At 66.6% G+C, this 26,501-nt stretch carries 21 protein-coding genes, 2 tRNA genes and 3 rRNA genes; 18 read left to right on the top strand and 8 right to left on the bottom strand.

The window, feature by feature from the left end:
* Window positions 1-106 precede the first annotated feature (106 nt).
* Window positions 107-1,651 carry an amidohydrolase gene (locus tag ACYQZ5_RS13590; RefSeq protein WP_379732636.1) on the top strand — a complete coding sequence of 515 codons (1,545 nt, stop codon included), beginning with the start codon at window positions 107-109 and terminating at the stop codon, window positions 1,649-1,651.
* A 5-nt stretch (window positions 1,652-1,656) separates the two neighbouring features.
* Here ACYQZ5_RS13590 and ACYQZ5_RS13585 read toward each other — a convergent pair whose 3' ends face one another.
* Window positions 1,657-2,673, bottom strand: a complete 1,017-nt coding sequence (locus tag ACYQZ5_RS13585) for a lysylphosphatidylglycerol synthase transmembrane domain-containing protein (protein ID WP_379817842.1) — start codon at window positions 2,671-2,673, stop codon at window positions 1,657-1,659.
* A 74-nt stretch (window positions 2,674-2,747) separates the two neighbouring features.
* Here ACYQZ5_RS13585 and ACYQZ5_RS13580 point away from each other — a divergent pair, with 74 nt between their 5' ends.
* Window positions 2,748-3,089 carry a hypothetical protein gene (locus ACYQZ5_RS13580; RefSeq protein ID WP_379732882.1) on the top strand — a complete coding sequence of 114 codons (342 nt, stop codon included), beginning with the start codon at window positions 2,748-2,750 and terminating at the stop codon, window positions 3,087-3,089.
* A 43-nt stretch (window positions 3,090-3,132) separates the two neighbouring features.
* Entirely contained in the window at window positions 3,133-3,993 is an 861-nt protein-coding gene (gene pyrF / locus ACYQZ5_RS13575; protein ID WP_379817838.1) for an orotidine-5'-phosphate decarboxylase, read from the top strand.
* Window positions 3,994-4,032: 39 nt separating this feature from the next.
* Here pyrF and ACYQZ5_RS13570 read toward each other — a convergent pair whose 3' ends face one another.
* Both ACYQZ5_RS13570 and ACYQZ5_RS13565 read right to left on the bottom strand, forming a co-directional pair.
* On the bottom strand, window positions 4,033-4,908 hold the full coding sequence (locus ACYQZ5_RS13570) for a homoserine kinase (RefSeq protein ID WP_459846498.1): 876 nt from the start codon (window positions 4,906-4,908) through the stop codon (window positions 4,033-4,035).
* Between the two features lie 45 nt (window positions 4,909-4,953).
* Window positions 4,954-5,205, bottom strand: coding sequence for a DUF8006 family protein (locus tag ACYQZ5_RS13565; RefSeq protein ID WP_379730771.1), 252 nt, complete (start codon window positions 5,203-5,205; stop codon window positions 4,954-4,956).
* A gap of 115 nt (window positions 5,206-5,320) precedes the next feature.
* Between ACYQZ5_RS13565 and msrA the strand changes: the two genes are divergently transcribed.
* Both msrA and ACYQZ5_RS13555 read left to right on the top strand, forming a co-directional pair.
* On the top strand, window positions 5,321-5,863 hold the full coding sequence (gene msrA, locus ACYQZ5_RS13560; protein ID WP_379730770.1) for a peptide-methionine (S)-S-oxide reductase MsrA: 543 nt from the start codon (window positions 5,321-5,323) through the stop codon (window positions 5,861-5,863).
* 136 nt (window positions 5,864-5,999) lie between these two features.
* Window positions 6,000-6,185, top strand: a complete 186-nt coding sequence (locus ACYQZ5_RS13555) for a hypothetical protein (protein WP_379817834.1) — start codon at window positions 6,000-6,002, stop codon at window positions 6,183-6,185.
* Window positions 6,186-6,261: 76 nt separating this feature from the next.
* On the opposite strand, the gene ACYQZ5_RS13550 is transcribed toward ACYQZ5_RS13555, so the two are convergent.
* Complete coding sequence (locus ACYQZ5_RS13550; RefSeq protein ID WP_379730769.1) at window positions 6,262-6,912, bottom strand: HAD family hydrolase; 651 nt, start codon at window positions 6,910-6,912, stop codon at window positions 6,262-6,264.
* A gap of 60 nt (window positions 6,913-6,972) precedes the next feature.
* Here ACYQZ5_RS13550 and ACYQZ5_RS13545 point away from each other — a divergent pair, with 60 nt between their 5' ends.
* The 6 genes from ACYQZ5_RS13545 to ACYQZ5_RS13520 all read left to right on the top strand — a co-directional run bounded on the left by ACYQZ5_RS13545 (window position 6,973) and on the right by ACYQZ5_RS13520 (window position 17,240).
* A complete protein-coding gene (locus tag ACYQZ5_RS13545; protein ID WP_379730768.1) occupies window positions 6,973-7,761 on the top strand; it encodes an Sjogren's syndrome/scleroderma autoantigen 1 family protein in 789 nt (262 codons plus the stop codon).
* Between the two features lie 48 nt (window positions 7,762-7,809).
* Entirely contained in the window at window positions 7,810-8,844 is a 1,035-nt protein-coding gene (endA, locus tag ACYQZ5_RS13540; protein ID WP_379730767.1) for a tRNA-intron lyase, read from the top strand.
* Window positions 8,845-8,863: 19 nt separating this feature from the next.
* Entirely contained in the window at window positions 8,864-10,465 is a 1,602-nt protein-coding gene (locus tag ACYQZ5_RS13535) for a tryptophan--tRNA ligase (RefSeq protein ID WP_379730766.1), read from the top strand.
* A gap of 740 nt (window positions 10,466-11,205) precedes the next feature.
* Window positions 11,206-12,711, top strand: coding sequence for a phenylalanine--tRNA ligase subunit alpha (gene pheS / locus ACYQZ5_RS13530; RefSeq protein WP_379730765.1), 1,506 nt, complete (start codon window positions 11,206-11,208; stop codon window positions 12,709-12,711).
* On the top strand, window positions 12,711-14,525 hold the full coding sequence (gene pheT / locus ACYQZ5_RS13525; RefSeq protein ID WP_379730764.1) for a phenylalanine--tRNA ligase subunit beta: 1,815 nt from the start codon (window positions 12,711-12,713) through the stop codon (window positions 14,523-14,525). Before pheS ends, pheT begins: the two co-directional genes overlap by 1 nt.
* Window positions 14,526-14,606: 81 nt before the next feature.
* Window positions 14,607-17,240: a valine--tRNA ligase gene (locus tag ACYQZ5_RS13520; RefSeq protein ID WP_379730763.1), complete on the top strand. Its 2,634-nt coding sequence runs from the start codon at window positions 14,607-14,609 to the stop codon at window positions 17,238-17,240.
* A gap of 16 nt (window positions 17,241-17,256) precedes the next feature.
* Here the strand turns inward: ACYQZ5_RS13520 and ACYQZ5_RS13515 are convergent, their stop codons facing one another.
* Window positions 17,257-18,312, bottom strand: coding sequence for a quinone-dependent dihydroorotate dehydrogenase (locus ACYQZ5_RS13515; RefSeq protein WP_379817826.1), 1,056 nt, complete (start codon window positions 18,310-18,312; stop codon window positions 17,257-17,259).
* A 7-nt stretch (window positions 18,313-18,319) separates the two neighbouring features.
* Window positions 18,320-18,517 (bottom strand): SymE family type I addiction module toxin, encoded by a 198-nt coding sequence (locus tag ACYQZ5_RS13510; protein ID WP_053946810.1) that lies wholly within the window; start codon window positions 18,515-18,517, stop codon window positions 18,320-18,322.
* Window positions 18,518-18,729: 212 nt separating this feature from the next.
* On the opposite strand from ACYQZ5_RS13510, the gene ACYQZ5_RS13505 reads away from it, so the two are divergent.
* From ACYQZ5_RS13505 to ACYQZ5_RS13480, 6 genes are all read left to right on the top strand, one after another.
* The gene (locus ACYQZ5_RS13505; protein WP_379732320.1) at window positions 18,730-19,035 is read left to right on the top strand and encodes a non-histone chromosomal MC1 family protein; all 306 of its coding nucleotides are present in this window, start codon (window positions 18,730-18,732) and stop codon (window positions 19,033-19,035) included.
* 577 nt (window positions 19,036-19,612) lie between these two features.
* A 16S ribosomal RNA gene (locus ACYQZ5_RS13500) occupies window positions 19,613-21,084 on the top strand.
* 90 nt (window positions 21,085-21,174) lie between these two features.
* Window positions 21,175-21,246: transfer RNA gene (locus ACYQZ5_RS13495), tRNA-Ala, on the top strand.
* Between the two features lie 214 nt (window positions 21,247-21,460).
* Window positions 21,461-24,372, top strand: a 23S ribosomal RNA gene (locus ACYQZ5_RS13490).
* A gap of 124 nt (window positions 24,373-24,496) precedes the next feature.
* Window positions 24,497-24,618, top strand: a 5S ribosomal RNA gene (gene rrf / locus ACYQZ5_RS13485).
* The 16S, 23S and 5S rRNA genes sit together here with 2 tRNA genes alongside, the layout of an rRNA operon.
* A 131-nt stretch (window positions 24,619-24,749) precedes the next feature.
* A tRNA-Cys gene (locus ACYQZ5_RS13480) sits at window positions 24,750-24,825 on the top strand.
* 132 nt (window positions 24,826-24,957) lie between these two features.
* Here the strand turns inward: ACYQZ5_RS13480 and ACYQZ5_RS13475 are convergent.
* Window positions 24,958-25,428: a nucleotidyltransferase domain-containing protein gene (locus ACYQZ5_RS13475; protein WP_379731192.1), complete on the bottom strand. Its 471-nt coding sequence runs from the start codon at window positions 25,426-25,428 to the stop codon at window positions 24,958-24,960.
* Between the two features lie 2 nt (window positions 25,429-25,430).
* Window positions 25,431-25,880, bottom strand: a complete 450-nt coding sequence (locus ACYQZ5_RS13470; RefSeq protein ID WP_379731193.1) for a universal stress protein — start codon at window positions 25,878-25,880, stop codon at window positions 25,431-25,433.
* A 114-nt stretch (window positions 25,881-25,994) separates the two neighbouring features.
* On the opposite strand from ACYQZ5_RS13470, the gene ACYQZ5_RS13465 reads away from it, so the two are divergent.
* On the top strand, window positions 25,995-26,498 hold the full coding sequence (locus ACYQZ5_RS13465) for a hypothetical protein (RefSeq protein WP_379731194.1): 504 nt from the start codon (window positions 25,995-25,997) through the stop codon (window positions 26,496-26,498).
* The last annotated feature ends 3 nt before the right edge of the window (window positions 26,499-26,501 follow it).

Genomic DNA, 26,501 nt, shown 5'->3' with positions numbered 1-26,501 from the left:
CGTTACCGATCCGGGGCGGTCGGCCCGCCCCAGTCCCGCGGTGGCCGCGCCCGCGTGACCGCCCGCTTCCCGAACGGTTTTGCCCGATCCGCCCCGTCCTCCGGCAATGACCGAGGCCGCCGACACCGTCTTCCTCGACGGCGAGATCCACACGCTGACCGACCCCGACGAGACGTACGAGGCCGTCGCGGTCCGTGACGGCGAGATCGTCCGGCTGGGCAGCAGCTACGACGTGGAGTTCCTCGCTGGCACCGACACCGACGTGATCGACCTCGACGGCCGCGTGCTGCTCCCGGGCTTTATCGACGCCCACACGCACCTCACGACCGTCGGGAAGTACCTCGTCCACGCCGACCTCTCCGCGGCCGACGACCTCGACGAGGCGGTGTCGCGCCTGCGCGAGCGCGCCGCGGAGACCGATCACCCGGAGGATCCGGAGTGGGTGCTCGGCTACGGCTACGACGAGAGCACCTGGCCCGAGGACCGCTACCTCGACCGGGAGGATCTCGACGCCGTCAGCGAGGAGCGCCCGGTCGTCGCGTTCCGCGAGGACCTCCACGTCGCCTCGGTCAACAGCGTCGCCCTCGACCGCTACGAGGACGAGATGGCCGAGGAGAACGTCCACTACGACGACGCGGAACCAACGGGCGTGCTCGTCGAGGACGCGGTGAACGTGATCAGCGAGGCGGTCGCGCCCGACGCCGAGGAGACCGGCCGCCTCGTCGCGGCCGCGCAGGCCCGCGCGAACGAACTCGGCGTCACCGGCGTCCACGACATGGTCCGCGGGTCGTACGCCCCCGAGGTGTACCGCGACATGGACCTCGCCGATGAGCTTTCGCTACGGGTGCGGATCAACTACTGGTCGGACCACCTCGACGCGCTGATCGAGACCGGCCTGCGGACGAACCACGGCTCCGAGATGGTCCGCGTCGGCGGCGTCAAGTCCTTCACCGACGGCAGCTTCGGCGGCCGGACCGCGAAGCTCTCCGAACCGTACCACGACGACACCGACGAGTACGGCTCGTGGGTGGTCGATCCCGAGGAACTGAACGAGATCGTTCAGAAGGCCGACGAAGCCGGGTTCCAGCTCACGGTCCACGCGATCGGCGACGAGGCGATCGACGAGACGCTCGACGCGTTCGAGGCGACCGACGACCCGGGCGGCATGCGCCACCGCGTCGAGCACGTCGAACTGGCCTCCGAGGAAGCGATCGAGCGGTTCGGCGAGATGGGCGTCGTCGCCTCCGTCCAGCCGAACTTCCTCAAGTGGGCCAAGGAGGGCGGTCTCTACGAGTCCCGGCTTGGCGCGCGCCGCGCGGAGACGAACCGCTACGCGCTGCTCGACGGCGCGGGTGCACCGATCGCGTTCGGCTCGGACTGCATGCCGATGGATCCGCTGCTCGGCGTTCACCACGCCGTCAACACCGAGGTCGACGCCCAGCGCCTCGCCGTCACCGAGGCGCTCCGCGCCTACACACTGGGGGCGGCCTACGCGGGCTTCGACGAGGGGCGACTGGGCACCGTCGAGACGGGGAAGCTGGCGGACTTCACGGTGCTGGAGCGGTCGCCGTGGGAGCACGAGACGGAGATCGACGAGATCGACGTGGCGATGACCGTCGTCGACGGCGAGGTCGTGTACGACGGGCGGTAACGGCGTCAGCTCCCGGCCACGCCGGCCCGCGTCGAGAGCAGTGTCGTCGCCGTCCCGCCGAGCAGCAGCACGAACCAGTAGGTGCAGAGCCGGACGCAGAACGCGATCACGGCGGCGGCCGCGAGATCGACCCCCGCGAGCGCGACGAGCGAGCCGGCGAGCACCACCTCGACGCCGCCGATGCCGCCGGGAACCGGGATGACGTTCAGGAAGTCGCTCACGGGGACGGCGACGCACGCGACTGCCAGCGCGATCGGCGTCCCCAGCGCCACGCCCGTCGTGACCGCCGGGACACAGAGCAGCGTCCAGCCCAGTACCGACAGCGCGGCCGCGACGACGATCCGGCGGGGGTCCTCACGGATCAGCCGCCGCGCGTCGTCGAACTCCCCCAATCCTCGCCCGATCGCCTCCTGACTCGTCCTCGTCGCGACGCGCCCGGAGAGCCGGCCGAGCGTCCGATTGACTGCCGCCGCGGTGCTATGGACGATCCGATCGAGGTCCGCCCCGGCCACGAGCGCCCCGACAAGCACGATCCACCCGACGCCGACGACCGCGAGCACGCCGGCGACTGGGAGCAGTTCGCTCCGGCCACCCGCCACGAGGGCGACCGTCCCGCCGAACGCGACGACGGTCGAGCCGAGAAACGTCGCCGCCTGCGCGATGATCGTCGCCGGGAGCGCCCGGTCGGTCGGGATTCCGGTCGCCGAGCGCATCGAGTAGGCGATCAGCACCGGCCCGGCGACGTTGCCGACCGGGAGGAGTTGGCGGCCGTAGACGCCACGGAGGTACGCCAGCGCGCCGTCGACGGAGGGGCGCACGCCGAGCAGCGCCGCCAGCGCGAGGAACTGCGCGCCGACCCCGCCGACGACCGCGACGAGTCCCAGCGCGAACGGCAGCGGGTCGAGCGACGCGACGGTCGAGACGACCTGCTCGACGCCGACGAGCCAGGCGAACAGCGCCAGCGCGAGCAGCCCCGCCACGAGGCCGGCGACGACCGAGAGACGCTGGCGGGCGCGGGACACGCTCCGACGCTCGGGCGGCACGCGTAAATCGTTCGGGGGAAAGACCCATGCGCCGTCCGGCCCACGCTCCCGCCATGCTCCTCCAGATTCCCGGCGGGCCGGAACTGCTGATCATCTTCCTCGTGATGGCGCTGCTGGTCGGCGTCCCGGTCGTCCTCGCGGCGCTGTTCCTGTTCGTCCGGTTCGTCGGTCGCGACGACGACAGCGACGAGATCGCCGAGCTCAAGGGCAGAATCGAGGAACTGGAGGCGGAGGTCGCGGCGGACAACGAGGCTGCGGGCGACGAGGTCGCCGTCGAGGACGAGCGTAGCGAGGCGGGAAAACGGCGCGAACGAAGTGAGCGGCGGGAAACCGCCTCGGAAGCGAGCGGGGAGGAACGACCCGCGAGCAGCGCCGACTCCGACGACGACCGCTGACCGAAACGGCAGGCTTCTTGCCCCGCCAGCGCGCGCTCCCGGTATGTCCTTCTTCGACGACCTCTCCGCCCGCATCGACGACGCCGACAGCGTCGTCTCCGTGGGGCTGGACGCCGACCCCGACCGCATCCCCGAGTTCCTCGACGACCACGACCTGCCGCGCTGGGCGTTCAACCGCCGGATCATCGACGCGACCCACGAGCACGCCGCCTGCTACAAGCCAAACGCCGCGTTCTACGAGGACGCCGACGGCTGGCGCGCGCTCCGGGAGACCGTCGCCTACGCCCACGGGAAGGGTGTGCCCGTCCTCCTCGACGCGAAACGGGGGGACATCGGCAACACCGCGCGGCAGTACGCGCAGGTGTTGGACGAGGTGGACGCGATCACCGTCAACCCCTACATGGGCGGCGACTCGCTCCAGCCGTTCCTCGCCGAGGCCGACGCGGGCGTGTTCGTGCTCTGTCGGACCTCCAACCCCGGCGGCGCGGACCTGCAGGACCTCGAACTCGACTCCGGCGAACCGCTGTACGAGCGCGTGGCCGCGCTCGCGGACACGTGGAACGAGCACGGCAACGTCGGCCTCGTCGTCGGCGCGACCGCGCCCGAGGAACTGGAAGAGATCCGCGAGACGGTTCCGGACATCCCGTTTCTCGTCCCCGGCGTGGGCGCACAGGGCGGCGACGCCGAGGCCGCGGTCGAGCACGGTCTCGCGGCGCGCGAGGGGGCGAGCGTCGACGTCGGGCTGGTGAACTCCTCGCGCGGGATCATCTTCGCCGGCGAGGAGGTCGGCCGGAACACCGTCTCCGGCGCGTCGGGCGGGCGGGCGCCCGACGAGGACGCGTACTTCGCGGCGGCGGGCGACGCGGCCGCGCGGCTGAAGAAGCGGCTGAACCAGTACCGCTGACGATCGACCGCAGGGAAATCGTTCTCGGCCGCGCCCGTTCTACACCAACTCCGCGCCGTTTCCGGTCCACGTCCGGTAGGCGCGGGCGTCCTCGCCGTTGTCCGCGAACGCCTCCACCATCGCAGCCGCGACGGCGCGCCGGCGCCCTGCCGGACAGACCGCGAGCACGCCCGGGCCGGAGCCGCTGACGGTGACGCCGTGGGCGCCGGCCTCGCGGGCCGCCTCCACGGCGTCCTCGTAGCCGGTGATCAGCGCCGCGCGGTTGGGCGTGACCACCTCGTCGGCCATCCCCGCCCCCACGAGTTCGGGGTCGGAGCGACACATCCCGACCGAGAGCGTCGCGGCGTTGCCGACGGTGGTGACGAGCTCCTCGATCGTGAGGTGGGTCGGCACGACTTCGCGGGCCTCGCGGGTGGAGATAGGCTCCTCGGGGAGACACGCGACCAGCGGGACGTTCGTCTCGATCGAGCGGACGCCGTTCTCGGTCGCAATCGTGAAGCCGCCGAGCAGGGCGGGAGCGACGTTGTCGGCGTGGGCGGCGCCGGAGACGACCGCCTCGCCCTCGGCGGCGATCGGGACCAGCTCCTCGCGGGAGTAGCCGCGGTCGTAGAGGTCGTTGAGCGCGAGCGCCGCGCCCGCGGCCGAGGCTGCCGAGGAGCCGAGACCGGAGGCGGGCCTGACCCCCTTGTCGATCTCGATGTGGGCGGGCGCGTCGAGCGCGTCGGCGACGGCGCCGACGGTGTTCCGGTCGGGGTCCTCGGGGATGAACTGGGCGCCGGCGCCGGTCACCTCGATGGTGGTGTGGTCGGCGCGCTCGACCCGGACGATATCCGTGGGGTGGGAGAGCGCGACGCCGAACGTGTCGTAGCCGCTACCGAGGTTCGCGCTGGTCGCCGGCGCGCGGACTGTTCGCATGCGGAGTCGTACCGTGGTTCGCGCGAAAAAGCTGGCGCTCGGTCGCTACTCGTCGGCGGTGGCGAACAGCATCGGCGCGATCACGATCAGCCCCAGGCCGAGGAACAGGTAGAGCTTGGGGTTGATCGCCTGCGGGGTCATCACGAAGATCAGACCGAACGCACCGAAGTGCAGGCCGAGCACCTTCTTCGACCCGAGGCCGAGCAGGCCGAGCGTTCCCAGGGCGAACACGAGTAACAGCACCTGCCCAATGTTGTAGTTGAGCAGGAAACTGTCGATGACCTGGAGCGGGAGCATTCCTTACGGCTTCTCCGTCCGAACGGCGCTTTAAACTTCTGCTCTCGGGCGGCGCTCGGGCGCCGGCACGCAGGTGCGCGCCACATACATACGCTCGCGTGCGCTACGTGCGGGTATGACCGAGACAGCGACCGTCGGCGGCGGCTGCTTCTGGTGTGTGGAGGCGGCGTTCGAGGAGCGATCCGGCGTCGAAGACGTCACTTCCGGCTACGCCGGCGGCCACACCGAGGACCCGACGTACCGCGAGGTCTGTTCCGGGAACACCGGCCACGCGGAAGTGGTACGCGTCGAGTACGACGAGGACGTTCTGAGCTACGAGGACGTACTGGAAGTGTTCTTCACGATCCACGACCCGACCCAACTGAACCGACAGGGGCCGGACGTGGGCAGCCAGTACCGCTCGATCGTCCTCCCCCACGACGAGGAACAGCGCGAGATCGCCGAGGCGTACGTCGAGGCGCTGGACGAAGAGGGCGGCTACGACGACGAGGTCGTCACCGAGATCCAGCCGCTCGAGACGTTCTACCGCGCCGAGGAGAAACACCAGAACTACTTCGAGAAGAACCCCGACGACGCCTACTGCTCGATGCACGCGACGCCGAAGATCGAGAAGGTCCGCGAGAAGTTCGAGCAGAAGGCGCGGGCAGAGTCGGACTGAACACGCCGTTTCTCGCCGATATCGTCGCCGTCACACGGGAGCTAGCGGCCTCCACGCCTGGTGAGCACTCCGTATCCCGGCCGAGAAAACGGTCGCCTCCCCAACTATTATTAGATATCATGTCAACTGATGTGGCATGGGAGGAAGGTGTTACTTCTGCGACGGAAAGGTCGTCGACGGCCAAAACGGAACCTACTGCACCCAGTGTGGCGACTGGTTCCACGGCGACTGCCTGAAGAAGAACGGGCTAACCGAAAGCGGCGGGCTGCTCAGTTCGGCGAAGGCGAAGTGCCCCAGCTGTGGCCACGTCGGAAAGGTGTAACCGAGAGACGGCGAGCGCTGAAGCTGATACTGCTCGGCGGCCGGTCAAGCCACCGGATACCGATCGAGCGGCTGGCTCAACTCTCCCCGAGCCGTCTCGACAGCTCCGCGAGGAGCTCCTCGGATCCGTCACACACCACGTCACACGCCGAGAGATCCGTCCCCGCGTTATGATCGACCCGGAGCCCGACGACGACCATTCCTGCCCGTTCGGCCGCGAGCGACCCGTTCCGTGAGTCCTCGACGGCGACGCAGTCCACCGGATCGACGCCGAACCGCTCCGCGGCCGCCTCGTATATCGCCGGCTCGGGCTTGCCGGGACCGTCGACCTCGTCGTTCGAGAGGATCAGGTCGAACTGCAGGCCGAACCGGTCGAGCACGTACCCCATCCACGTCGGCGGTGACGAGGAGACGAGTCCGACCGGGACCCCGGCGTCGCGGGCAGCCTCCCGAACCTCGGCGAAGCAGTCGAGTAGTTCGACCTCCTCCCGATAGACTGTCTCGGCGGTCTCGTCGTACAGATCGACGAACTCCGATTTCGACACTCGCGTCTCGTAGTTCGCGTCGAGGTAGTCGTAGATCTCGCGGTACGGCATCCCCGTGATCTCGTCGAGGTCGGGGAGTTCGCCATCGAGCACCGCGGGCAGTAGCTCCTCGCGCTCGGCGCGGTGCCAGTAGTCCTCGGAGTCGACGACGACCCCGTCCATGTCGAACAGCAGCGCGTCCATGGTCGCCGTACCGTTGCCCGCGCCATCGCGTTTGGGGTTTCGCGCCGACGTTCAAGGCCGATGCCGGGACCACTCCCGCGCGTGACCGACCGGATCCGACTGTTCGCGGGCGACTGCACGATCGAGTTCGAGGGCGAGCGCGAGCGGACCCAGCGCGGCTACGTGGTCGTGGTGGTGAAGCCGGACCGAACCGTGCTGGTCCACGACGCCGACGGCTACCAGCCCGTGGCGTGGCTCACCCGCGCCGACGAACTGACGACCGAGACCGAGGGCGACTCCTTCGCGCTCACGGCCCGCCGCGGCGAGCAGGAACTGCGCGTGATCGCCGAGGCCCCGACGGGTCGGCGGGAGTTCCCCGCCAGCGAGGCCGGGGTGCCACTGGGTGAGTGTCCCGACTGCGGCGACGCGCTCGTCCGATCGAACGGCGAGGTGACCTGTCTGGGCTGTGAGGCGGCCTACGGGCTTCCCGCGGGGGCGACGGTGCTCGAGGAGACCTGCGACGACTGCGGGCTCCCGATGATGCGCGTCGAGCGCGGCGAGACGTTCGAGCTCTGTGTCGACTGGCGGTGTGACTCGCTGGCCGACGCCGTCGCCGACGCGCTCGACGGGCGGTGGGACTGCCCCGACTGCGGATCGCCGCTCTCGGTGGTGAACCGCGGGAACCGGCCGTTCCTCGGCTGCGACGCCTATCCCGACTGCGAGACGACGTTTTCGATCCCCGCCGGCGAGGCGGTCGGTGAGTGCCCCTGCGGGCTTCCGGTGTTCGAGACCGCGGCCGGGCGGCGGTGTCTGGACGGGACGTGTGACCGCTACCGCGAGGGGGTGACCGAGGGCTGCGCCGGCCCGTGATCGGCGCCGATCACAGTCCCTATACCCGCCGCCCCGGGACGTAGCCCCATGGACGGGACGCTTCGCGACGGCGTGGTCCGGCTCTCGGGCGACGCCAAACAGCGGTTCTACGACTCCGGGGGGTACGGCCGCCCGGCCGGCGGGAGCGACATCGAACTCGCGCCGGTCGAGGCCGCCCACCTGCTCTACCGCGGCGACCTCGACGTCGTCACGGGCGAGGACGGCACCCCGATGGGGTTCCGCGAGTTCCTCACCCGGACCGACGCGGTGCTCGCCTTCGTCGTCTACAAGGACCTCCGCGATCGCGGCTTCTACCTCTCGCCCGCCCGCGACGGCTGGGTCGGTGACGACGTCGACGACGAGACGGACTTCGTGGTCTATCCGCGTGGGAAGGGGCCGGCGGACGACGAGATCGCCCACCGACTCCGGGTCGTCGGCGAGCGCGCGCCGCTGTCGGCGGCGAGTATCGACGAGCACGTGCTCGCGGTCGTCGACGAGGACGGCGAACTCACCTACTTCGGCACGGAGTGGCTCTCGCCGTCTGGCACCGCGGACCCGCCGCTGCCCGACTCGCTGGACGCGACGCTGATGGACGATCGGCTGCTGGTGTGGGAGCCGCCCGAGGAACTGTACGAGGGCGGCTTCTTCGGGCAGCGATTGGCGGGGCGGAACGCCGACTCGGGACCGCTCCAGCTCTCGCTGCTGGAGGCGGCGTATCTCGCGGATCGGGGTTCGCTGGAGCTGGATCTCGCAACAGTACAGGGCCACGCCGAGGCGATCGAGGGCGAGCGGTTCCGCCGGCGCTACGCGGCGTACGAGTCGCTGCGTGAGGCGGGTGCGGTGCCCAAGTCCGGCTTCAAGTTCGGCGCCGACTTCCGGGTGTACGAGTCGTTCGACGGCGTCTCGGATCTGGGCCACTCGGACAAGCTGGTCCGGGTGGTCGAGCCGGACCACGAGTTCCTCCCCCGGGAGCTGTCGCTGGACGTGCGGCTGGCCGGCGGGGTTCGCAAGCGAATGGTTTTTGCGCTGACCGAGCCGACGGGAGAGATAGATTGGCTCTGCGTCGAGCGAATCACGCCGTGAGAAGCGGCGAGGGACACCGATGACCGAGGACCAACCCACACTCGAGACAGACGGGGGCACCGACAGCGTATCGAGCGACGACGTCGCCCTCGACCCGTGGGGTTCCTCGACTATCGAGGACTACCGCAAGCTGTTCGAGCAGTTCGGGATCGAGGAGTTCGACGCAGACGAGGTGCCGGACCCCCACTACCTGATGCGCCGGGGGGCGATCTTCGGCCACCGCGAGTACGAGCGCGTCGCCGAGGCGATGGCCAACGACGAGCCGTTCGCGGCGCTGTCGGGGTTCATGCCCACCGGCGACCCCCACATCGGCCACAAGATGGTGTTCGACGAGCTGATCTGGCACCAGCAGCAGGGCGGCGAGGTGTACGGCCTGATCGCCGACCTCGAAGCCCACTCCGCCCGGGGGATGTCGTGGGACGAGATCGACGAGCACGCCCGGAGCTACCTGCTCTCCTTCATCGCGCTGGGGTTCGACCCCGAGGACGGGGAGCTCTACCGCCAGTCCGACAACCGCGAACTGCAGGACCTCGCCTTCGAGATCGGCTCGACGACGAACTTCTCGGAGTTCGAGGCGATCTACGGCTTCGGCGGCGAGACGAACGTCAGCCACATGCAGTCGGTCGTGACACAGTTGGCGGACATCCTCTACCCCCAACTCGACGAGCCGATGCCGACGGTGATCCCGGTCGGGCCGGATCAGGACCCGCACGTCCGGTTCGCCCGCGACGCCGCCGCGCGGATGCGTTACTTCAAGGTGACCGAGGCGTTCGCGAGCTTCGAACTCGACGACGAGGAGCGCGCGCTGTTCCGTGATCTGTACGACGCGCTCGAGACGGACGACGACGTGGAAACCGAGGATCTGCGGTGTGAAGACGCCGCCGAGCGCCTCCTCGAGTTCGCCAACGATCCCGCGGCGCCCATCGGCGCCGACCCCGCGACCCGCGACTCGCTGGTCGAGAAGCTGGAGAACGGCGGCAAGGAGCCGATCCGCCCCCGCGTTCGCTTCCTCGACCGCAACGCCAGCGAGGCGGCGTTCGACGCGCTGATCGAGGAGATCCCCGGCGAGAAGCGACGCTACGACGCCCACATCGACAGCTTCGACCTCGATCCCGAGGAAGCCGAGGAGATCGCCCGCGAGGTCGAGATCGAGCACGACGGCTACGGCTTTCAGGCGCCGTCGTCGATCTACCACCGCTTCATGACCGGACTCACGGGGGGGAAGATGTCCTCCTCCATTCCCGCCTCCCACATCTCGCTGCTCGACGATCCGGAAGACGGCTACGACAAGGTGAAGTCAGCCGCGACGGGCGGCCGGACGACTGCCGAGGAGCAGCGTGAGTTGGGCGGGAAGCCCGACGAGTGTCCGGTGTACGAGCTGTACGCCTACCTGCTCGCGGAGGGGGACGACGAGTTCGCGACCCGGGTGTACGAGGAGTGTACCGCGGGCGAGCGGCTCTGTGGCGGCTGCAAGGAGCAGGCCGCGGAGCTGATGGCGGAGTTCCTCGAAGAGCACCAGGAGAAACGCGAGGAGGCGAAGGAACTGCTGGAGGACGTGGACATCGACTTGGGTAGCGATCGGCGCGGATTGGGTGGTCGGGAGGAAGAGGACGCGGTTTAGGTCGGATTTCTCGTCGTCTCTCTTTTGGGTGGCGTCGTCGGTACGGCTGCGAACGGTGCCGCGGAGTCCGGTGTTTGGGCTGCGAACAGGACCGCGGAGTGAGCATGACCACTTGTGACCGTACCGCCCCGCACAGCCCTCGAACCCCCCCAGCCGACTCCCTCCTTCGCTTCGCTCAGTCGGTCGTCCCTCGCGCTCGGCTCGCGCACGGAGGCGCTCGCGCTTCGCGCCGACAGCCACAGCGGTGCGGTAGCGGGGCGGTGGACGCCTCGCCGGCGCCGACCGTCGGCGCCGGCGGGGGGAGGGGTGGGGACTCGGTGCTGTGCCGGACCTCGTGTCCGGCGCACTGCGGTCGCAAGTGGCCAAGCATCGAGATGCTGTTGCCGTCGCGGTTCCAGTCCCCCAACGATCGAGACGCTGTCGCTGCCTCGGCAGTCGAGTGTCGAACTGTCGTCGAAGCACCTTCTCACTCCACACTGGAGCATGCGCTACCCACGACACAACCACTGAATCCGACCCACTCACGGAACCTTTTTGCGCGCTCGGGGGGTTGCTCCGCGTATGGCGCCCGACACCGCCGCCCGGACGCACCGCCACGCAGCCGACGGTCGCGGGGTCGGGTTCTTCTTCGCCTGATCGGTCGGCGGAGCCCGGCGCGGGGCGGTCCGGGCGAAACCGACCGAGCGGGCAGCACCGTTCCCCCAGCGACGCCGGGGCGACCACCAAACCACACTCACCACATGCGACTCCCCGAACGACAGGTCGCGGCCCTGCAGGCCGCGAGCGCGACCGACGCACAGCCGATCCCCGCTCTCGCCGACGAGGCGGGGATCGACGAGGCGGCAGCCACGACTGCCGTCTTCGAACTGGAGGAGGAGGGCCTCGTCTCCGTCGAGAGCGAGACCGAGGAGACGGTCTCGATCACCGACGAGGCCGAGACGTACCTCACCGACGGGCTGCCCGAGATCCGACTCTACCGCGCGGCCGTCGAGGCCGGCGCCCGTGACGCCCCCGTCGAGATGGGGCAGGTCATCGGCGCCGCCGGCCTCGAGGGTCCGGAGGTCGACATCGCGCTCTCGAACTTCGCCCGGAAAGGCTACGGCGAGATTGAGAGCGGCGAAGTGACCGCGGACCCGGACGCCGACCCCGACGCCGATCCGGAACTCGCTGCACTCGAACGGATCGACACCGGCGAGACGGTCGACGACGAGGCGCTACTCGACCGCCTCGCGGAGCGCGGCCTGATCGAGCGCGAGGAACACACCGTGCGCTCGGTGCTGCTGACCGACGACGGCGTCGACGCGCTGATGGCCGGCGTCGAAGCCGCCGAAACCGCCGACCGGCTCACCCCCGAGATGCTCACCTCCGGCGAGTGGCAGGAGGTGGAGTTCACCGACTACAACGTCGAAGCCGACGCGACCGAGGCTGAGGCGGGGAAGGTCCACGTGCTCCGCCAGGCCGCCGAGCGTGTGAAGGACGTGCTCGTCGGGATGGGGTTCCAGGAGATGGACGGTCCCCACGCAGACGCCGACTTCTGGATCAACGACGCGCTGTTCATGCCCCAGGACCACCCCGCGCGCACCCACTGGGACCGCTTTGCGCTGGACGTGGACCCCGTCGAGGACCTCCCCGAGGACCTCGTTCGCGCGGTCGAGAACGCCCACCGCGAGGGGGTCGGCCCGGACGGCGACGGCTACCACTCGCCGTGGGACGAGGATTTCGCCCGCGAGGTCGCGCTCCGAGGGCACACCACCTCGCTCTCGATGCGCTACCTCTCCGGCGAGGCAGAGGGCGACCTTGAACCGCCCCAGCGTTACTTCTCGGTGCAGAAGGCGTACCGCAACGACACGATCGACTCGACGCACCTGCTGGAGTTCTTCCAGATCGAGGGCTGGGTGATGGCCGAGGACCTCTCGGTGCGTGACCTGATGGGCACGTTCGAGGAGTTCTACGAGCAGTTCGGGATCACGGACGTGCAGTTCAAACCCCACTACAACCCCTACACGGAGCCGAGCTTCGAGCTGTTCGGCCGCCATCCCGAGACCGGCGAGCTGATCGAGATCGGCAACAGCGGCATCTTCCGGGACGAGGTGCTGGAGCCGCTGGGCGTCGAGTGTGACGTGATGGCCTGGGGGCTCGCGCTGGAGCGGCTGGCGATGCTGTACACCGGCGCCGACGACATCCGCGACCTGCACGGTACGCTCGCGGACCTCGAGTTCCTGCGGAACGCGGAGGTGATCTACTGATGCCCGTCGTCGACATCGACACTGACGAACTGCGCCGACTGACCGGCCACGAGGAGAAGGACGACGACCAACTCAAGGAGGACCTGTTCGGCCTCGGCCTCGAGTTCGAGGGCGAGACGGAGGACGGCGACCTCCAGTTCGAGTTTGCGCCCGACCGGCTCGACCGGCTCTCCGTCGAGGGCGTCGCCCGCTCGCTGCGCTACCACTACGGCGACGACCGCGGCGTGACCGTCCCCGACACCAACGACGCCGACTGGACGATCGAGGTCGACCCCTCGGTCCCGAGCGAGCGCCCGTACGTCGCGGGCGCGGTCGCACGCGGGGTGGACTTGGATGAAGACGCGCTGGACTCGCTGATCCAACTGCAGGAGAAGCTCCACGCGACGATGGGCCGCAAGCGCGCGAAGGGCGCCATCGGCATCCACGACCTCGCGATGCTGAAGGGCGAACGCATCGAGCAGCGCGAGATCGGCGAGGACAACGAGCTCGAACCGCCCGAGGACCTGACCCCCGTCGGCGGCGACGAGGGGCCGACCGACGTGGGCGGCCCGACGATCACCTACCGCGGGATCGAACCGGAGGGCGACGAGTTCGTCCCGCTGGACGCCGACCGCGGGATGACCCCCGCCGAGGTGCTGACCGACCACCCGACCGGCGAGGAGTACGCCGACCTCGTGAGCGAGTACGAGCGCTACCCCGCGATCTACGACGAGCTGGGGCTGTTCTCGTTCCCGCCGGTGATCAACGGCCAGCGCACCGAGGTGACGACCGACTCCCGGGAGCTGCTGATCGAGCTTACCGGCACCGACCAGTGGACGATCGACCGGATGCTCGCGATCATCTGCTACGCGCTCGACGCCCGCGGCGCGACGCTCGAGGACGTCGACGTGGTGTACGAGGACGGCGCCGCCGGCGAGCACGCGGGCGACCACCTCGTCCGGCCGGAGCTCGATACCCGGGAGAAGACGGTCTCCCACGAGCAGATCGAGACGACGCTCGGGATCGAACTGGAGATGGAGGAAGTCGTGGACCTGTTCGAGCGCTCCGGGCTGGACGCCACGACCAATCTCGGTGACGAGACGACGTACGAGGTGGAGATTCCGCCGTACCGGACCGACGTGCTCCACCCGATGGACCTCGTGGACGACGTGGGCCGAGCGTACGGGTTCGGCGACCTCGAACCGAAGTACCCCGACATCGGCACCATCGGCGGCCGCCACGAGCGGAGCCGACTGGAGCGGGCGACCCGGACCGCGCTCGTGGGCCTCGGCTTCGAGGACCTGCTGAACTTCCACCTCTCCTCGCCGGAAGAGAACTACGAGCGCATGAACGTCGAGGAAGGCAGCGACGCCCTCGGCGGCGGCGAGGCGGTGAACGTCACCAGCGCCTACAGCGAGGACTACACGCAGCTCCGGACGTGGGCACTCCCCTCGATCATGCACGTCTTGGAGAACAACACCCACCGGCGCTACCCGCAGGAGCTCGCGGAGGTGGGCTTCGTCGCCGAGCGCGACGACGAGGAGAACACGGGCGTCGCGGAGCACCGCACGGTCGCGGCCGCGATCGCGCGCACGGACGCGACGTACGAGGACATCAAGGGGCGACTGCAGGCACTCGTCGGCGAGTTCGACGCCGACCTCGAGACGCCCGCGACCGAGCACCCCAGCTTCATCGACGGCCGCGCGGCCGAGGTCGTGATCGACGGGGACTCGGTGGGTGTGATCGGCGAGATCCACCCGAAGGTGCTGGTCGAGCGCGATCTGGAGGTGCCGGTCGCGGCGTTCGAGTTCCGGCTGGACGCGCTCTCGGACTGAGACTCCGTTCCAGCCCGCCCTGTGGCGCGTTTTCACAGGACCGAGCTATTTAACAGGCGTTCACGGGAACGTTCACCCAACATGCCCAGCGGCCCGTACGACGCCGACGTCGTCGAGGAGAAGTGGCAGGATCGGTGGCTCGACGAGGACACCTACGCCTACCGCGAGAGCGAGGTAGACGATCCGAACACCGCCTTCGCCATCGACACGCCGCCGCCGACGGTGTCGGGCAGCCTCCACTGGGGCCACGTGTACGGGACGGTGCTGCAGGACATCGTCGCCCGGTTCTCCCGGATGCAGGGCGAGGAGGTGTACTACCCCTTCGGCTACGACGACAACGGGATCGCCTCAGAGCGCCTGACCGAGCGGGAACTCGACGTCCGCCACCAGGACTTCTCCCGCCGGGAGTTCCAGCAGAAGTGTCGGGAGGTGTGTGCGGAGTTCGAAGAGGAGTTCACCGAGAACATGCAGTCCTTCGGCTTCTCGATCGACTGGAACAACACCTACCGCACGATCGAGCCGCAGGTCCAGCGGGTCTCTCAGCTCTCCTTCGTCGACCTCTACGAGCAGGGCAAGGAGTACCGCCAGCGCGCGCCGGCGATCTGGTGTCCGGAGTGTGAGACCGCGATCTCGCAGGTCGAGACCGAGGACGACGAGCAGGACAGCCACTTCCACGACATCGCGTTCGACGTCGTCGATCCGGAGTCCGCGGGCCAGGACGACTTCACCATCTCGACGACGCGACCCGAACTGCTCCCCGCGTGTGTCGCGGTGTTCGTCCACCCCGACGACGAGGAGAACGAGAACCTCGTCGGCGAGTCGGCCCGTATCCCGCTGTTCGGCCACGAGGTGCCGATCATCGCCGACGACCGCGTCGACATGGAGACCGGCTCCGGGATCGTGATGTGCTGTACGTTCGGCGACCAGACCGACATCGAGTGGTACCAGGCCCACGATCTGGATCTCCGGGTCGCGATCGACGAGTCCGGCCACATGACCGACGTGGCCGACGAGTACGAGGGGATGGCCGCCGCCGACGCCGGCGAGGCGATCGTCTCGGATCTCGAGGACGCCGGCGCGCTGCTGGACCGCCGGGCGATCACCCACACCGTCAACGTCCACGAGCGCTGCGGCGTCGGCGTCGAGTTCCTCGTCGCCGACCAGTGGTACGTCGAACTGCTCGACAGCACCGACGAGTACCTCGAGGCCGGCCGCGAGATGGACTGGTTCCCCGAGAAGATGTTCTCGCGGTACAAACACTGGATCGAGGGGCTGCAGTGGGACTGGTGTATCTCCCGGCAGCGCTCCTCGGGGATTCCCTTCCCCGTCTGGTACTGCGAACAGTGCGACGAGGAGGTCATCGCCGACAAGGCCGACCTGCCGGTCGATCCCCTCTCGGACGACCCGCCGGTCGACGCCTGTCCCGAGTGCGGACACGACGAGTTCGTCCCGGAGGACGACGTGTTCGACACGTGGGCGACCTCGAGCCTGACGCCGCTGATCAACGCCGGCTGGGACTGGGACGACGACGCCGGGGAGTTCACGATGGACAACCCCGAGCTGTTCCCGATGGACCTGCGCCCGCAGGGCCACGACATCATCAGCTTCTGGCTGTTCCACACCGTGGTGAAGTGCTACGAGCACACCGGCGAGGTGCCGTTCGACTCGGTGATGATCAACGGGATGGTGCTCGACGAGAACCGCGAGAAGATGTCCAAGTCGAAGGGCAACGTCGTCAGCCCGCAGGAGGTCAAATCGCAGTTCCCCGTCGACGCCGCGCGGTTCTGGGCCGCGGGGAGTTCGATCGGCGACGACCTCCCCTACCAGGAGAAGGGCCTCCGTGCCGGCGAGAAGCTGCTCCAGAAGCTCTGGAACGCCTCGAAGCTGGTCGACTCGCTGACCCCCGAGAGCGTGCCGGACGTCGACGAGTCAGAGCTGTCGGCGCTGGACCGCTGGCTGCTGGCGGAACTCGACGGCGAGGCCGAGTTCGTGAAGGAGAAGCTCGAGAACCGGGAGTTCTCGAAGGCCCGGGACAGCCTCCGGAGCTTCTTCTGGGGGACGTTCTGTGACGACTACCTCGAGATCGCCAAACAGCGCGTCCGCGAGGAGGACGACGACTCCGCGAAGTACACGCTGACGGTCGCCCACCGGCGGTTCCTGAAGCTGTTCGCGCCGATGCTCGCCCACATCACCGAGGAGATCTGGCAGGACATGTACGCCGGGGGAGAGGAGTTCGACAGCATCCACCGCAGCGCGTGGCCCGAGCCCACGGGGATCGACGCCGACCACGAGGCCGGCGAGACCGCGATGGCGGTCGTCGGCGCGCTCCGGCGCTACAAGAGCGAGCGCCAGCTCCCGCTCAACGCCGAGCTCTCGACGGTGTCGGTGTACGGGAACGTCGACGGCTTCGAGAACGACATCCGGAACGTGATGCACGTCGGGGAGCTCGAGCGGCTGGCCGAGGAGCCGGAGGTCGAGTCGGTCGTCACCGGGATCGACCTGGACTACTCGGTCGTCGGGCCGGAGTACGGCGCCGACGTGCCCGACATCGAGGCCGGCATCGAGAACGGCGAGTACGAAATCAGGGAGGAGACGCTGTCGGTCGCGGGCCACGAGCTCTCGGCCGAGGAGTTCACTGTCGAGCGCGAGCGCCAGTACACCGGCGAGGGCGAGATGCTCGAAGCCGACGGCGCGCTCGTGATCGTCGAAGAGTAAGGCGTCGCGGCTCTTTCTACAGATCGGCGCCGACGGCCTCCGAGACGTGGTCGAAGCCGTCGCGTTCGAGCAGGTCGAGCAGCCCCTCGTTGATCTCGCGGGCGAGCGACGGCCCCTCGTAGACGAGGCCGGTGTACAGTTGGACCACGTCCGCGCCCGCGCGGATCTTCCGGTAGGCGCCTTCGGCGTCGCTGACGCCGCCGACGCCGACGACCGGCACGTCAGTTCGTTCGGCGACGAAGCCGACGAGACCCGTCGAGCGCTCCTCGATGGGGTCGCCCGAGAGCCCGCCCGGTTCGGCCTGACTGGGCGACTGGAGGCTCTCTGGGCGCTCAGTCGTGGTGTTCGCAACGACGACGCCGTCGAGGTCCTTCTCGGCGACCACGTCGAGGGACTCCTCGATCGCCGGGCCGGGGAGGTCCGGGGAGAGTTTGACGAGCAGCGGGGCCGCGCCGGCGTCCTGCAGCTCGTCGACGATCGCCTCCAGCGAGTCACGGTTCTGGAGCGACCGCAGGCCGGGCGTGTTGGGGCTGGAGACGTTGATCACGAAGTAGTCCGCCGCGTCGGCGACGCGCTCGTAGGTGTAGCGGTAGTCCGCGGGCGCGTCCCCGAGAGGGGTGGACTTCGACTTGCCGAGGTTGACGCCGACCGGGACGTGCGGGAGCGCGGTGTCGTCGAGGCGCGCACCGACCGCGTCCGCGCCCTCGTTGTTGAACCCCATCCGGTTGATCAGCGCGCGGTCCGGCCGGAGGCGGAACATCCGCGGGCGGGGGTTGCCTTCCTGCGCTTCGGCGGTGACGCCGCCGACCTCGACGTGGCCGAAGCCGATCGCCGCCAGCGCACGCGGGATGCGGGCGTTCTTGTCGAAGCCGGCGGCGACGCCGACGGGGGTGGGGAAGCGCAGGCCGAACGCCTCGGTCGCGAGCCGGTCGTCGTCGACGACGTAGCGGTCCCGGAGCAGCCCCTCGACGGGCGTACCTTGAACGGCTTCGAGCCCGCGGCTGACGAGCGTGTGGGCGGTTTCCGGCGGCAGCGAGAACAGGAGCGGTTTGACGGCGTCGTAGGGTCCCATCTGGTCCTCAGAAGTCGTGTTCCACGTCCTCGGCGTCGGCGGACTGGATGATGATCTTCCCGTCGCGGACGCGCACGAACACCTCCTCGCCGATCTCCATGCCGGCGACCTCGAGCTCGTCCTCGTGGAGGTTCACGTGGACGTTGTGGTACTCGCCGTTCTCGTCTTTGGCCCCGCTCGGGCTGAGCTTCTTCTTGCGGACCATCTGGTCTGTCTATCCCCGTTTGGCTTCAGCCGATACTAAAGTGTTGTCTCCGCGTGCGGCGCGCCCGAGGCTCTGTCGGGTGGATTTCGGGTTATTTTCATATTATAGACGGCGTTACCAACATTGCAGTATATAAAACTCCCGCTCACGCCGGTCGTTTGCCCCGATATTTTTATATCGAACCCTGTGCACCACTCCCATGGCGAGAAACCATGGTACGAGAAGACGGTAAGCGGAACTTCGCGCTCCGAGAAGAGGACGGCGAGGACAGCGTGTTCTCCGGCAACACGCCCCGGCAGGCGGCCCTGAAGGCGGCTCGACGGCTCGAGCCGGCCGACTCCGAGGACGACGCCGACCGCGTCCCGATCGAGCTCCGGGAGAAGGGGACCGACAAGGTCCACATCTACGAGGGCTGGGCGTGGGAGGAGGAAGCCCCCGAGAACAAGCCCGACTGGATGCCCGAGGTCATCACCGAGGCCAACGTCTCCAAGCAGGGGATCGAGCACCTCGACGAGTAGCTCCCGGGCGTCGATCCCGACAGGCGTATCAGTTCCCGCGTCGCAACGACCGACGCGCGGTACCACGCGGCCTGACTCCGTGTGAGCGTGGGATGACTGGCCGCCCTCCTGCCGCGCGATACTTTTCCGGGTAGCGTCGCTGCCGGCTCCACCCCGTGTGAGTACGACCCGCGTGAAACCGCATGACGTGGCGTCGATAGTCCGACGGGGTTAAGTAGTCGCCACCCATCGAATGGAATGCGAAGGTCGCCGGGGCGGTCGCCCCCGGTGACACCCGGACTCGCTCGGTGCGAGCCCGGTACGATCCGACGCCCTTAAGTGGAAACGGGCACTCGGAAGGAATACGCAGAGGGCAGCGGGGTTCGGACTGAGGTCGGCTCGGTGAACCGCTGTCTGCGACGGATGAGGATTCCGCCCCCCCGGTCCGCCGTAGGACGGAATCTGATGCGAGCCTTGGTAGTTCGGTGTCCCCCGGTTCGGCCGGTGGACAGCGAACGGTAACCGATACGCAATACCAGATTGGTAACGATCACGACGTGTGATCCGACCCGCCACCCACGTGCAATAGCACGTACACATTCCGGTTGATCCTGCCGGAGGTCATTGCTATCGGGGTCCGATTTAGCCATGCTAGTCGCGCGGGTTAGACCCGCGGCGTATAGCTCAGTAACACGTGGCCAAACTACCCTACAGACGGGAACAACCTCGGGAAACTGAGGCTAACTCCCGATACGCGTCGACTGTTTGAATACACCGACGCTCAAACGCTCCGGCGCTGTAGGATGTGGCTGCGGCCGATTAGGTAGACGGTGGGGTAACGGCCCACCGTGCCAATAATCGGTACGGGTTGTGAGAGCAAGAGCCCGGAGACGGAATCTGAGACAAGATTCCGGGCCCTACGGGGCGCAGCAGGCGCGAAACCTTTACACTGCACGCCAGTGCGATAAGGGGACCCCGAGTGAAAGGGCATATCGCCCTTTCTTTTCTGAACCGTAGGGAGGTTCAGGAACAAGAGCTGGGCAAGACCGGTGCCAGCCGCCGCGGTAATACCGGCAGCTCGAGTGATGACCGATCTTATTGGGCCTAAAGCGTCCGTAGCTGGCCGCGCAAGTCCGTCGGGAAATCCACCCGCTTAACGGGTGGGCGTCCGGCGGAAACTGCACGGCTTGGGACAGGAAGGCTCGAGGGGTACGTTCGGGGTAGGAGTGAAATCCCGTAATCCTGAACGGACCGCCGATGGCGAAAGCACCTCGAGAGGACTGATCCGACAGTGAGGGACGAAAGCTGGGGTCTCGAACCGGATTAGATACCCGGGTAGTCCCAGCCGTAAACGATGTTCGCTAGGTGTGACACTCACTACGAGTGAGTGTTGTGCCGCAGGGAAGCCGCTAAGCGAACCGCCTGGGAAGTACGTCCGCAAGGATGAAACTTAAAGGAATTGGCGGGGGAGCACTACAACCGGAGGAGCCTGCGGTTTAATTGGACTCAACGCCGGTAACCTTACCAGCCCCGACTACGGTGATGACGGCCAGGTTGATGACCTCGTCACGACGCCGTAGAGAGGTGGTGCATGGCCGCCGTCAGCTCGTACCGTGAGGCGTCCTGTTAAGTCAGGCAACGAGCGAGACCCGCACTCCTAATTGCCAGCATGTCCCTTTGGGATGATGGGTACATTAGGAGGACTGCCGCCGCCAAGGCGGAGGAAGGAACGGGCAACGGTAGGTCAGTATGCCCCGAATGGGCTGGGCAACACGCGGGCTACAATGGCCGAGACAATGGGTTCCAACCCCGAGAGGGGACGGTAATCTCAGAAACTCGGTCGTAGTTCGGATTGCGGACTGCAACTCGTCCGCATGAAGCTGGATTCGGTAGTAATCGCATTCCAGGAGAGTGCGGTGAATACGTCCCTGCTCCTTGCACACACCGCCCGTCAAAGCACCCGAGTGGGGTCCGGATGAGGCCTGTTTCACAGGTCGAATCTGGGCTCCGCAAGGGGGCTTAAGTCGTAACAAGGTAGCCGTAGGGGAATCTGCGGCTGGATCACCTCCACTGACCGGGATCTGCCCTCTGGGCAGACCCACCTTTCGCCGTTCGGTGTGCCGGTTCGACCGGGCACCTTAGAACTACCAAGGCTCCATAGGGCTCGTAGCTCAGTGGGAGAGTGCCTCCTTTGCAAGGAGGATGCCCGGGGTTCGAATCCCCGCGAGTCCATCTCGGATAGAAGGAAACCGTGCGGGTTATATGCCCCACGGAAGTACGATGGAATCCAGAACGATCGATGCACCAGACCGCGAGAGCGCGTCTGGGAAGGGTCAGAGTACGCTCCCGTGACACCCACGGGACGTACGTTGACGACCGTGTGTAAGCGTAGTCCAGGCACCCACTGGACCCGTACGATATCGGGTTGCAGTGGAACGACGATTACCGACAGACGGCTACTATGCCGGCTGATGGATTGCTCGGCTCGAGTGCCGAAGAAGGACGTGCCAAGCTGCGATAAGCCTCAGGGAGCTGCATGGAAGCGTAGAACTGAGGATCTCCGAATGGGAATCCCCACCGCAATTGCCTCGCGCAATGGGGAACGTCCTGAATTGAAACATCTTAGTAAGGACAGGAAGAGAAAGCAACTGCGATGTCGTTAGTAACCGCGAGTGAACGCGATACAGCCCAAACCGAATCCGCAAGGACATGTGGTGTACAGGCTGGCTCCCAGCACTCGACAGATCACGAGAAGTCTCTTGGAACAGAGCACGAAACAGGGCGACAGTCCCGTACCGTGATCCAGTAGAGTGTGCGCCAGTTCTAGAGTAGCGGGGGTTGGATATCCCTCGTGAATGTCGCGGGCATCGACCGCGAAGGCTAAACACTCCTCGAGACCGATAGCGAACAAGTAGCGTGAGCGAACGCTGAAAAGCACCCCGAGAAGGGCGGTGCAATAGGGCATGAAACCAGTCGGCGATAGAGCGACGGGGCTTGAAAGGCCCTCTTCAAAACGACCGAGGCGCGAGCCTCCAGTAGGACGAAGAGGGAGCCGAAGTTCCGTCGTACGTTTTGAAAAACGAACTAGGGAGTGTATCTCTTTGGCGAGTCTAACCTGATTATCAGGGAAGGCGTAGGGAAACCGATAGGGGCGCAGCATTGCCAGGCCCACCGTGTTCAAGCGCGGGGAGTCGAAGGGATACGACCCGGAACCGAGCGATCTACTCTGGAGCAGGGTGAAGCGTGCCGAAAGGCACGTGGAGGCCCGTTAGGGTTGGTGTCCTACAATACCCTCCCGTGACTCGAGAGTAGGGGTGAAAGGCCCATCGAGCTCGGCAACAGCTGGTTCCAACCGAAACATGTCGAAGCATGACCTCATCCGAGGTAGTTTGCGCGGTAGAGCGACCGATTGAGAGACCCGCCTCCGAGAGGAGTCGGCCTCTCTGTCGAACTCCGAACGTGCAAACGCCGTGGACGATGGGAGTCCGGTGCCCGGGGTAAGCTTGGGTACCATGAGGGGAACAACCCAGAGCTGGGTTAAGGTCCCAAAGTGTGGATTAAGTGCGATTGGAAGGTAGTCTCGAGCCCTAAACAGCCGGGAGGTGAGCTTAGAAGCAGCTACCCTCTAAGAAAAGCGTAACAGCTTACCGGCCGAGGTTCGAGGCGCCGAAAATGATCGGGGCTCAAATCCACCACCGAGACCTAGCGGCGCTGGTAACACAGCGACCCAGTAGGTTGGCATTCTGGACGGGTGGAAGCTCGGGCGAGAGCTCGCGTGGACCGTCTAGTAACGAAAATCCTAGTCATAGTAGCAGCGAAAGTCGGGTGTGAACCCCGACGGCCAGAAGAGTAAGGGTTCCTTGGCACTGTTAGTCAGCCAAGGGTTAGTCGATCCTAAGGTCCCTCGTAACTCGCAGGGATCGAAAGGATAGCTGGTTAATATTCCAGCACCATCGTGCAGTGAAACCGACGCTTTCGGAACCATCGAGCCGGGTCTTCGCCCGGTCGAATCGAGGAAGCTCGTGGACGCCGTAACGGCAGGAAGCGAGCGAAGCTCGAGATAGCGAAAGTCGATGTTACCAAGAGCCCGTGAAAAGGGAGCACGATGACCGTACCGAGATCCGACACAGGTACTCTGCCAGAGCAAGGCGCGGCCTGTCGGGACAACCGACGTTAGGGAATTCGGCAAGTTAGTTCCGTACGTTCGCAATAAGGAATGCCTGCCTCAAGCGAGGCAGGTCGCAGTGTCTTGGGCGCTCCGACTGTCTAGTAACAACACAGGTGACCGCAAATCCGCAAGGACTCGTACGGTCACTGAATCCTGCCCAGTGCGGGTATCTGAACACCAAGTACAATTGGACGAAGGACCCGTCAACGGCGGGGGTAACTATGACCCTCTTAAGGTAGCGTAGTACCTTGTCGCTTCAGTAGCGACTCGCATGAATGGATCAACGAGAGCGCCACTGTCCCAACGTTGGACCCGGTGAACTGTACGTTCCAGTGCGGAGTCTGGAGACCCCCAAGGGGAAGCGAAGACCCTATAGAGCTTTACTGCAGGCTGTCGCTGAGACGTGGTCGCTACTGTGCAGAGTAGGTAGGAGCCGCTACACAGGTACCCGCGCTAGCGGGCCACCGAGGCACACATGAAACACTACCCGGTAGTGACTGCGACTCTCACTCCTGGCGGAGGACACCGGTAGCCGGGCAGTTTGACTGGGGCGGTACGCGCTCGAAAAGATATCGAGCGCGCCCCAAGATTTCCTCACTCGGGTCGGGAACCCGAGGAAGAGCGCAAGAGCAAACGGAAGTCTGACAGTGTCATTCCCAACGAGTGACGCTGACGCGAAAGCGTGGTTTAGCGAACCAACCATGGTCCTTGATGGGCCAGGTTGCTGACAGAAAAGCTACCTTAGGGATAACAGAGTCGTCACGCGCAAGAGCACATATCGACCGCGTGGCTTGCTACCTCGATGTCGGTTCCCTCCATCCTGCCCGTGCAGAAGCGGGCAAGGGTGAGGTTGTTCGCCTATTAAAGGAGGTCGTGAGCTGGGTTTAGACCGTCGTGAGACAGGTCGGCTGCTATCTATTGGGGGTGTAATGGTACTTGACGAGAACGATCGTATAGTACGAGAGGAACTACGATTGGTGGCCACTGGTGTACCGGTTGTTCGAGAGAGCACTGCCGGGCAGCCACGCCACACGGGGTAAGAGCTGAACGCATCTAAGCTCGAAACCCACTCGGAAACGAAGTACCGTTGAGGACACTCGTAGAAGAGGAGTTAGATAGACTCGGGATGTACGCGCCAAGGCAACGAGGCGTTGAGTCCGCGAGCACTAACAGTCCGAAGCCATCATTCATCCGGTAATCTCTCTGCACTGTGCCCGTATCGAACGGGTCCAGGTGCGAACTGGACTACGCTTATTCACACGGTTCGATCCACACCGAGCATGGTATTTCGCGGTTCGATTCCGCGACTCGGCGTGAGACGGCCAGAGTGGTGAGGCAACACCCGTACCCATCCCGAACACGGAAGTTAAGCTCACCTACGTGTGGGCGAGTACTGGCGTGGGCGACCCGCTGGGAAAGTGCACTCGCCGTCTCTCTACTCATTGCGGTATTCTCGTACCTTCGAGCGGGAAGCGAGTTGATCGCTCCCCGCTCGATCTCTCTCGACACACAGCGAAAGCGCCCGATACGGTACGCTTAAACGACTGAGTGTCCAACCACCAACCGCGCCAAGGTGGCAGAGTTCGGCCTAACGCAGCGGCCTGCAGAGCCGCCCATCGCCGGTTCAAATCCGGCCCTTGGCTTACTTACTGACGACGATCGACGAGTAGCGCGAGCTGTCCCGACTTCCCGTCGCGATCGCCGCCGTCTCGATATCGCAACGACCCCGCGCCGCACGTCCCTCCGCCGCCGAGAGTTCGGGTATCACCCCTCGACTACGGGTCGTCCGCGTGCGCGGGGAGCAGTTCCGCGCGTTCGTGTCGCCCCAACCGCTCGTAGGCGTCGGCCTCGTACGCCAGCGAGAGCACCGGCACCGATCGCCCGTCGAGTTCGACGAACGTCCGGTGTGCCTCGACGTCCACCGGCGACTCCCACGTCCCGTCGGGGCGTCGCTTCTGGACTGCGCCCATGATCTCGACGCGGAGGCCGTGCAGTTCGAGCACGCCGAAGTGGGACTTGATCCGCTCGCCGGTCGAGAGCGACACGGGGTCGACGACTCGGTCCTCGAACGCGCTCTCGATCGCGTACGCGCCGGCGGCGGTCGTCTGTACGTCGATATCGTCCGGCTCGACCGGCACACCTTGCAGCGCGAAACTGGCGCTTCCCGTCAGGGCCCACGGCACGTCGTCGACCGCGGGTGCCAGCGTCTCGATCGCGTTTCGGTACTGCCCGTCGAGCGTCGGCACAGCTACGCTTCGACCTCGGTTTTCACCACCAGCGCGGGCTGTGCCGTCATCCGGAGCACCCGGTCGGTGACGCTGCCCAGCAGCGCGCGGTACTCGTCCGGGCGGCGCTTCGTCCCGAGCACGAGCAGGTCGACGTCGTTCTCGTCGGCGTAGTCGACGATCGTGTTCGAGGGGCGACCGTGTCGCAGCGCCTCGACGCAGTCGACGCCCGCCTCGCTCGCGCGCTGCCGGACGCCCGCGATCGTCTCTTCGCCGTGTTCTTCGAGCGCGTGTTCGGGGCCTTCGGCCTCGTCGACGTACTCGTCGCCGCTGTAGGCGTTGTAGACGGTCTCGTCGACGACGTACAGCACGTGGAGTTCGGCGTCGTGTGCGGCCGCGAGTTCGATCGCGTGGGATTCCGCGTCCGTGGAGGCGGCGGTTCCGTCGGTCGACAGCAGGATTCGGTCGTACATTCGTCCCGACGTTACACTGACAGCTACAAATCTCCTCGGCATCCGGCGCTCGCCACCGGTCGATCGCCTCCGAAAGAGGAACCGTTTTTACGCCGGGTCTACCACCATCGGGACATGCAACGACGCGCTGTGGCAGTCGTCGCCGCCCTCTTCCTGGTCGTGGGGGGGCTGTCGCTCGGACTGGTCCTCACCTCCGAGGCGCCGGCGCTCGACGCGGCGGAGGATTCGGTCTACCAAGAAGGTGATGAGTTCACCGTCGGCGACCGGACGTACACCGTCGCCACGGTCGAGGCGAGCGAGTCCAGCGGCGGCGGCCACGGTGGTGGCGGCGGCGTGACGTACGAGGCGGTGATCGAGTGGCAGAACGAGAGCGGGGCGACCCAGAGCACCTCGGTCGGCCAGCACGGCAACGTCACGCTCTCCGGCGAGACGTTCTTCGCCCACTTCGAGTCGGGCGAGGAGGTCGTCATCTCCTCTGACTTCCAGACGCTTCGGGAGTACAACACCGCGACCGAGCAGTACCATGACCACACCAACGGGCTCTGGGGGGTCGGCATCCTCTCCGGGGTCACCGTCCTCTTCCTGTTCGGGATGGCCTACCTCCCCTCGCGGTACTGAGCA

It is taken from the genome of Halolamina salina (assembly GCF_054653455.1).
This window is presented reverse-complemented; position numbering and strand designations above follow the sequence as displayed.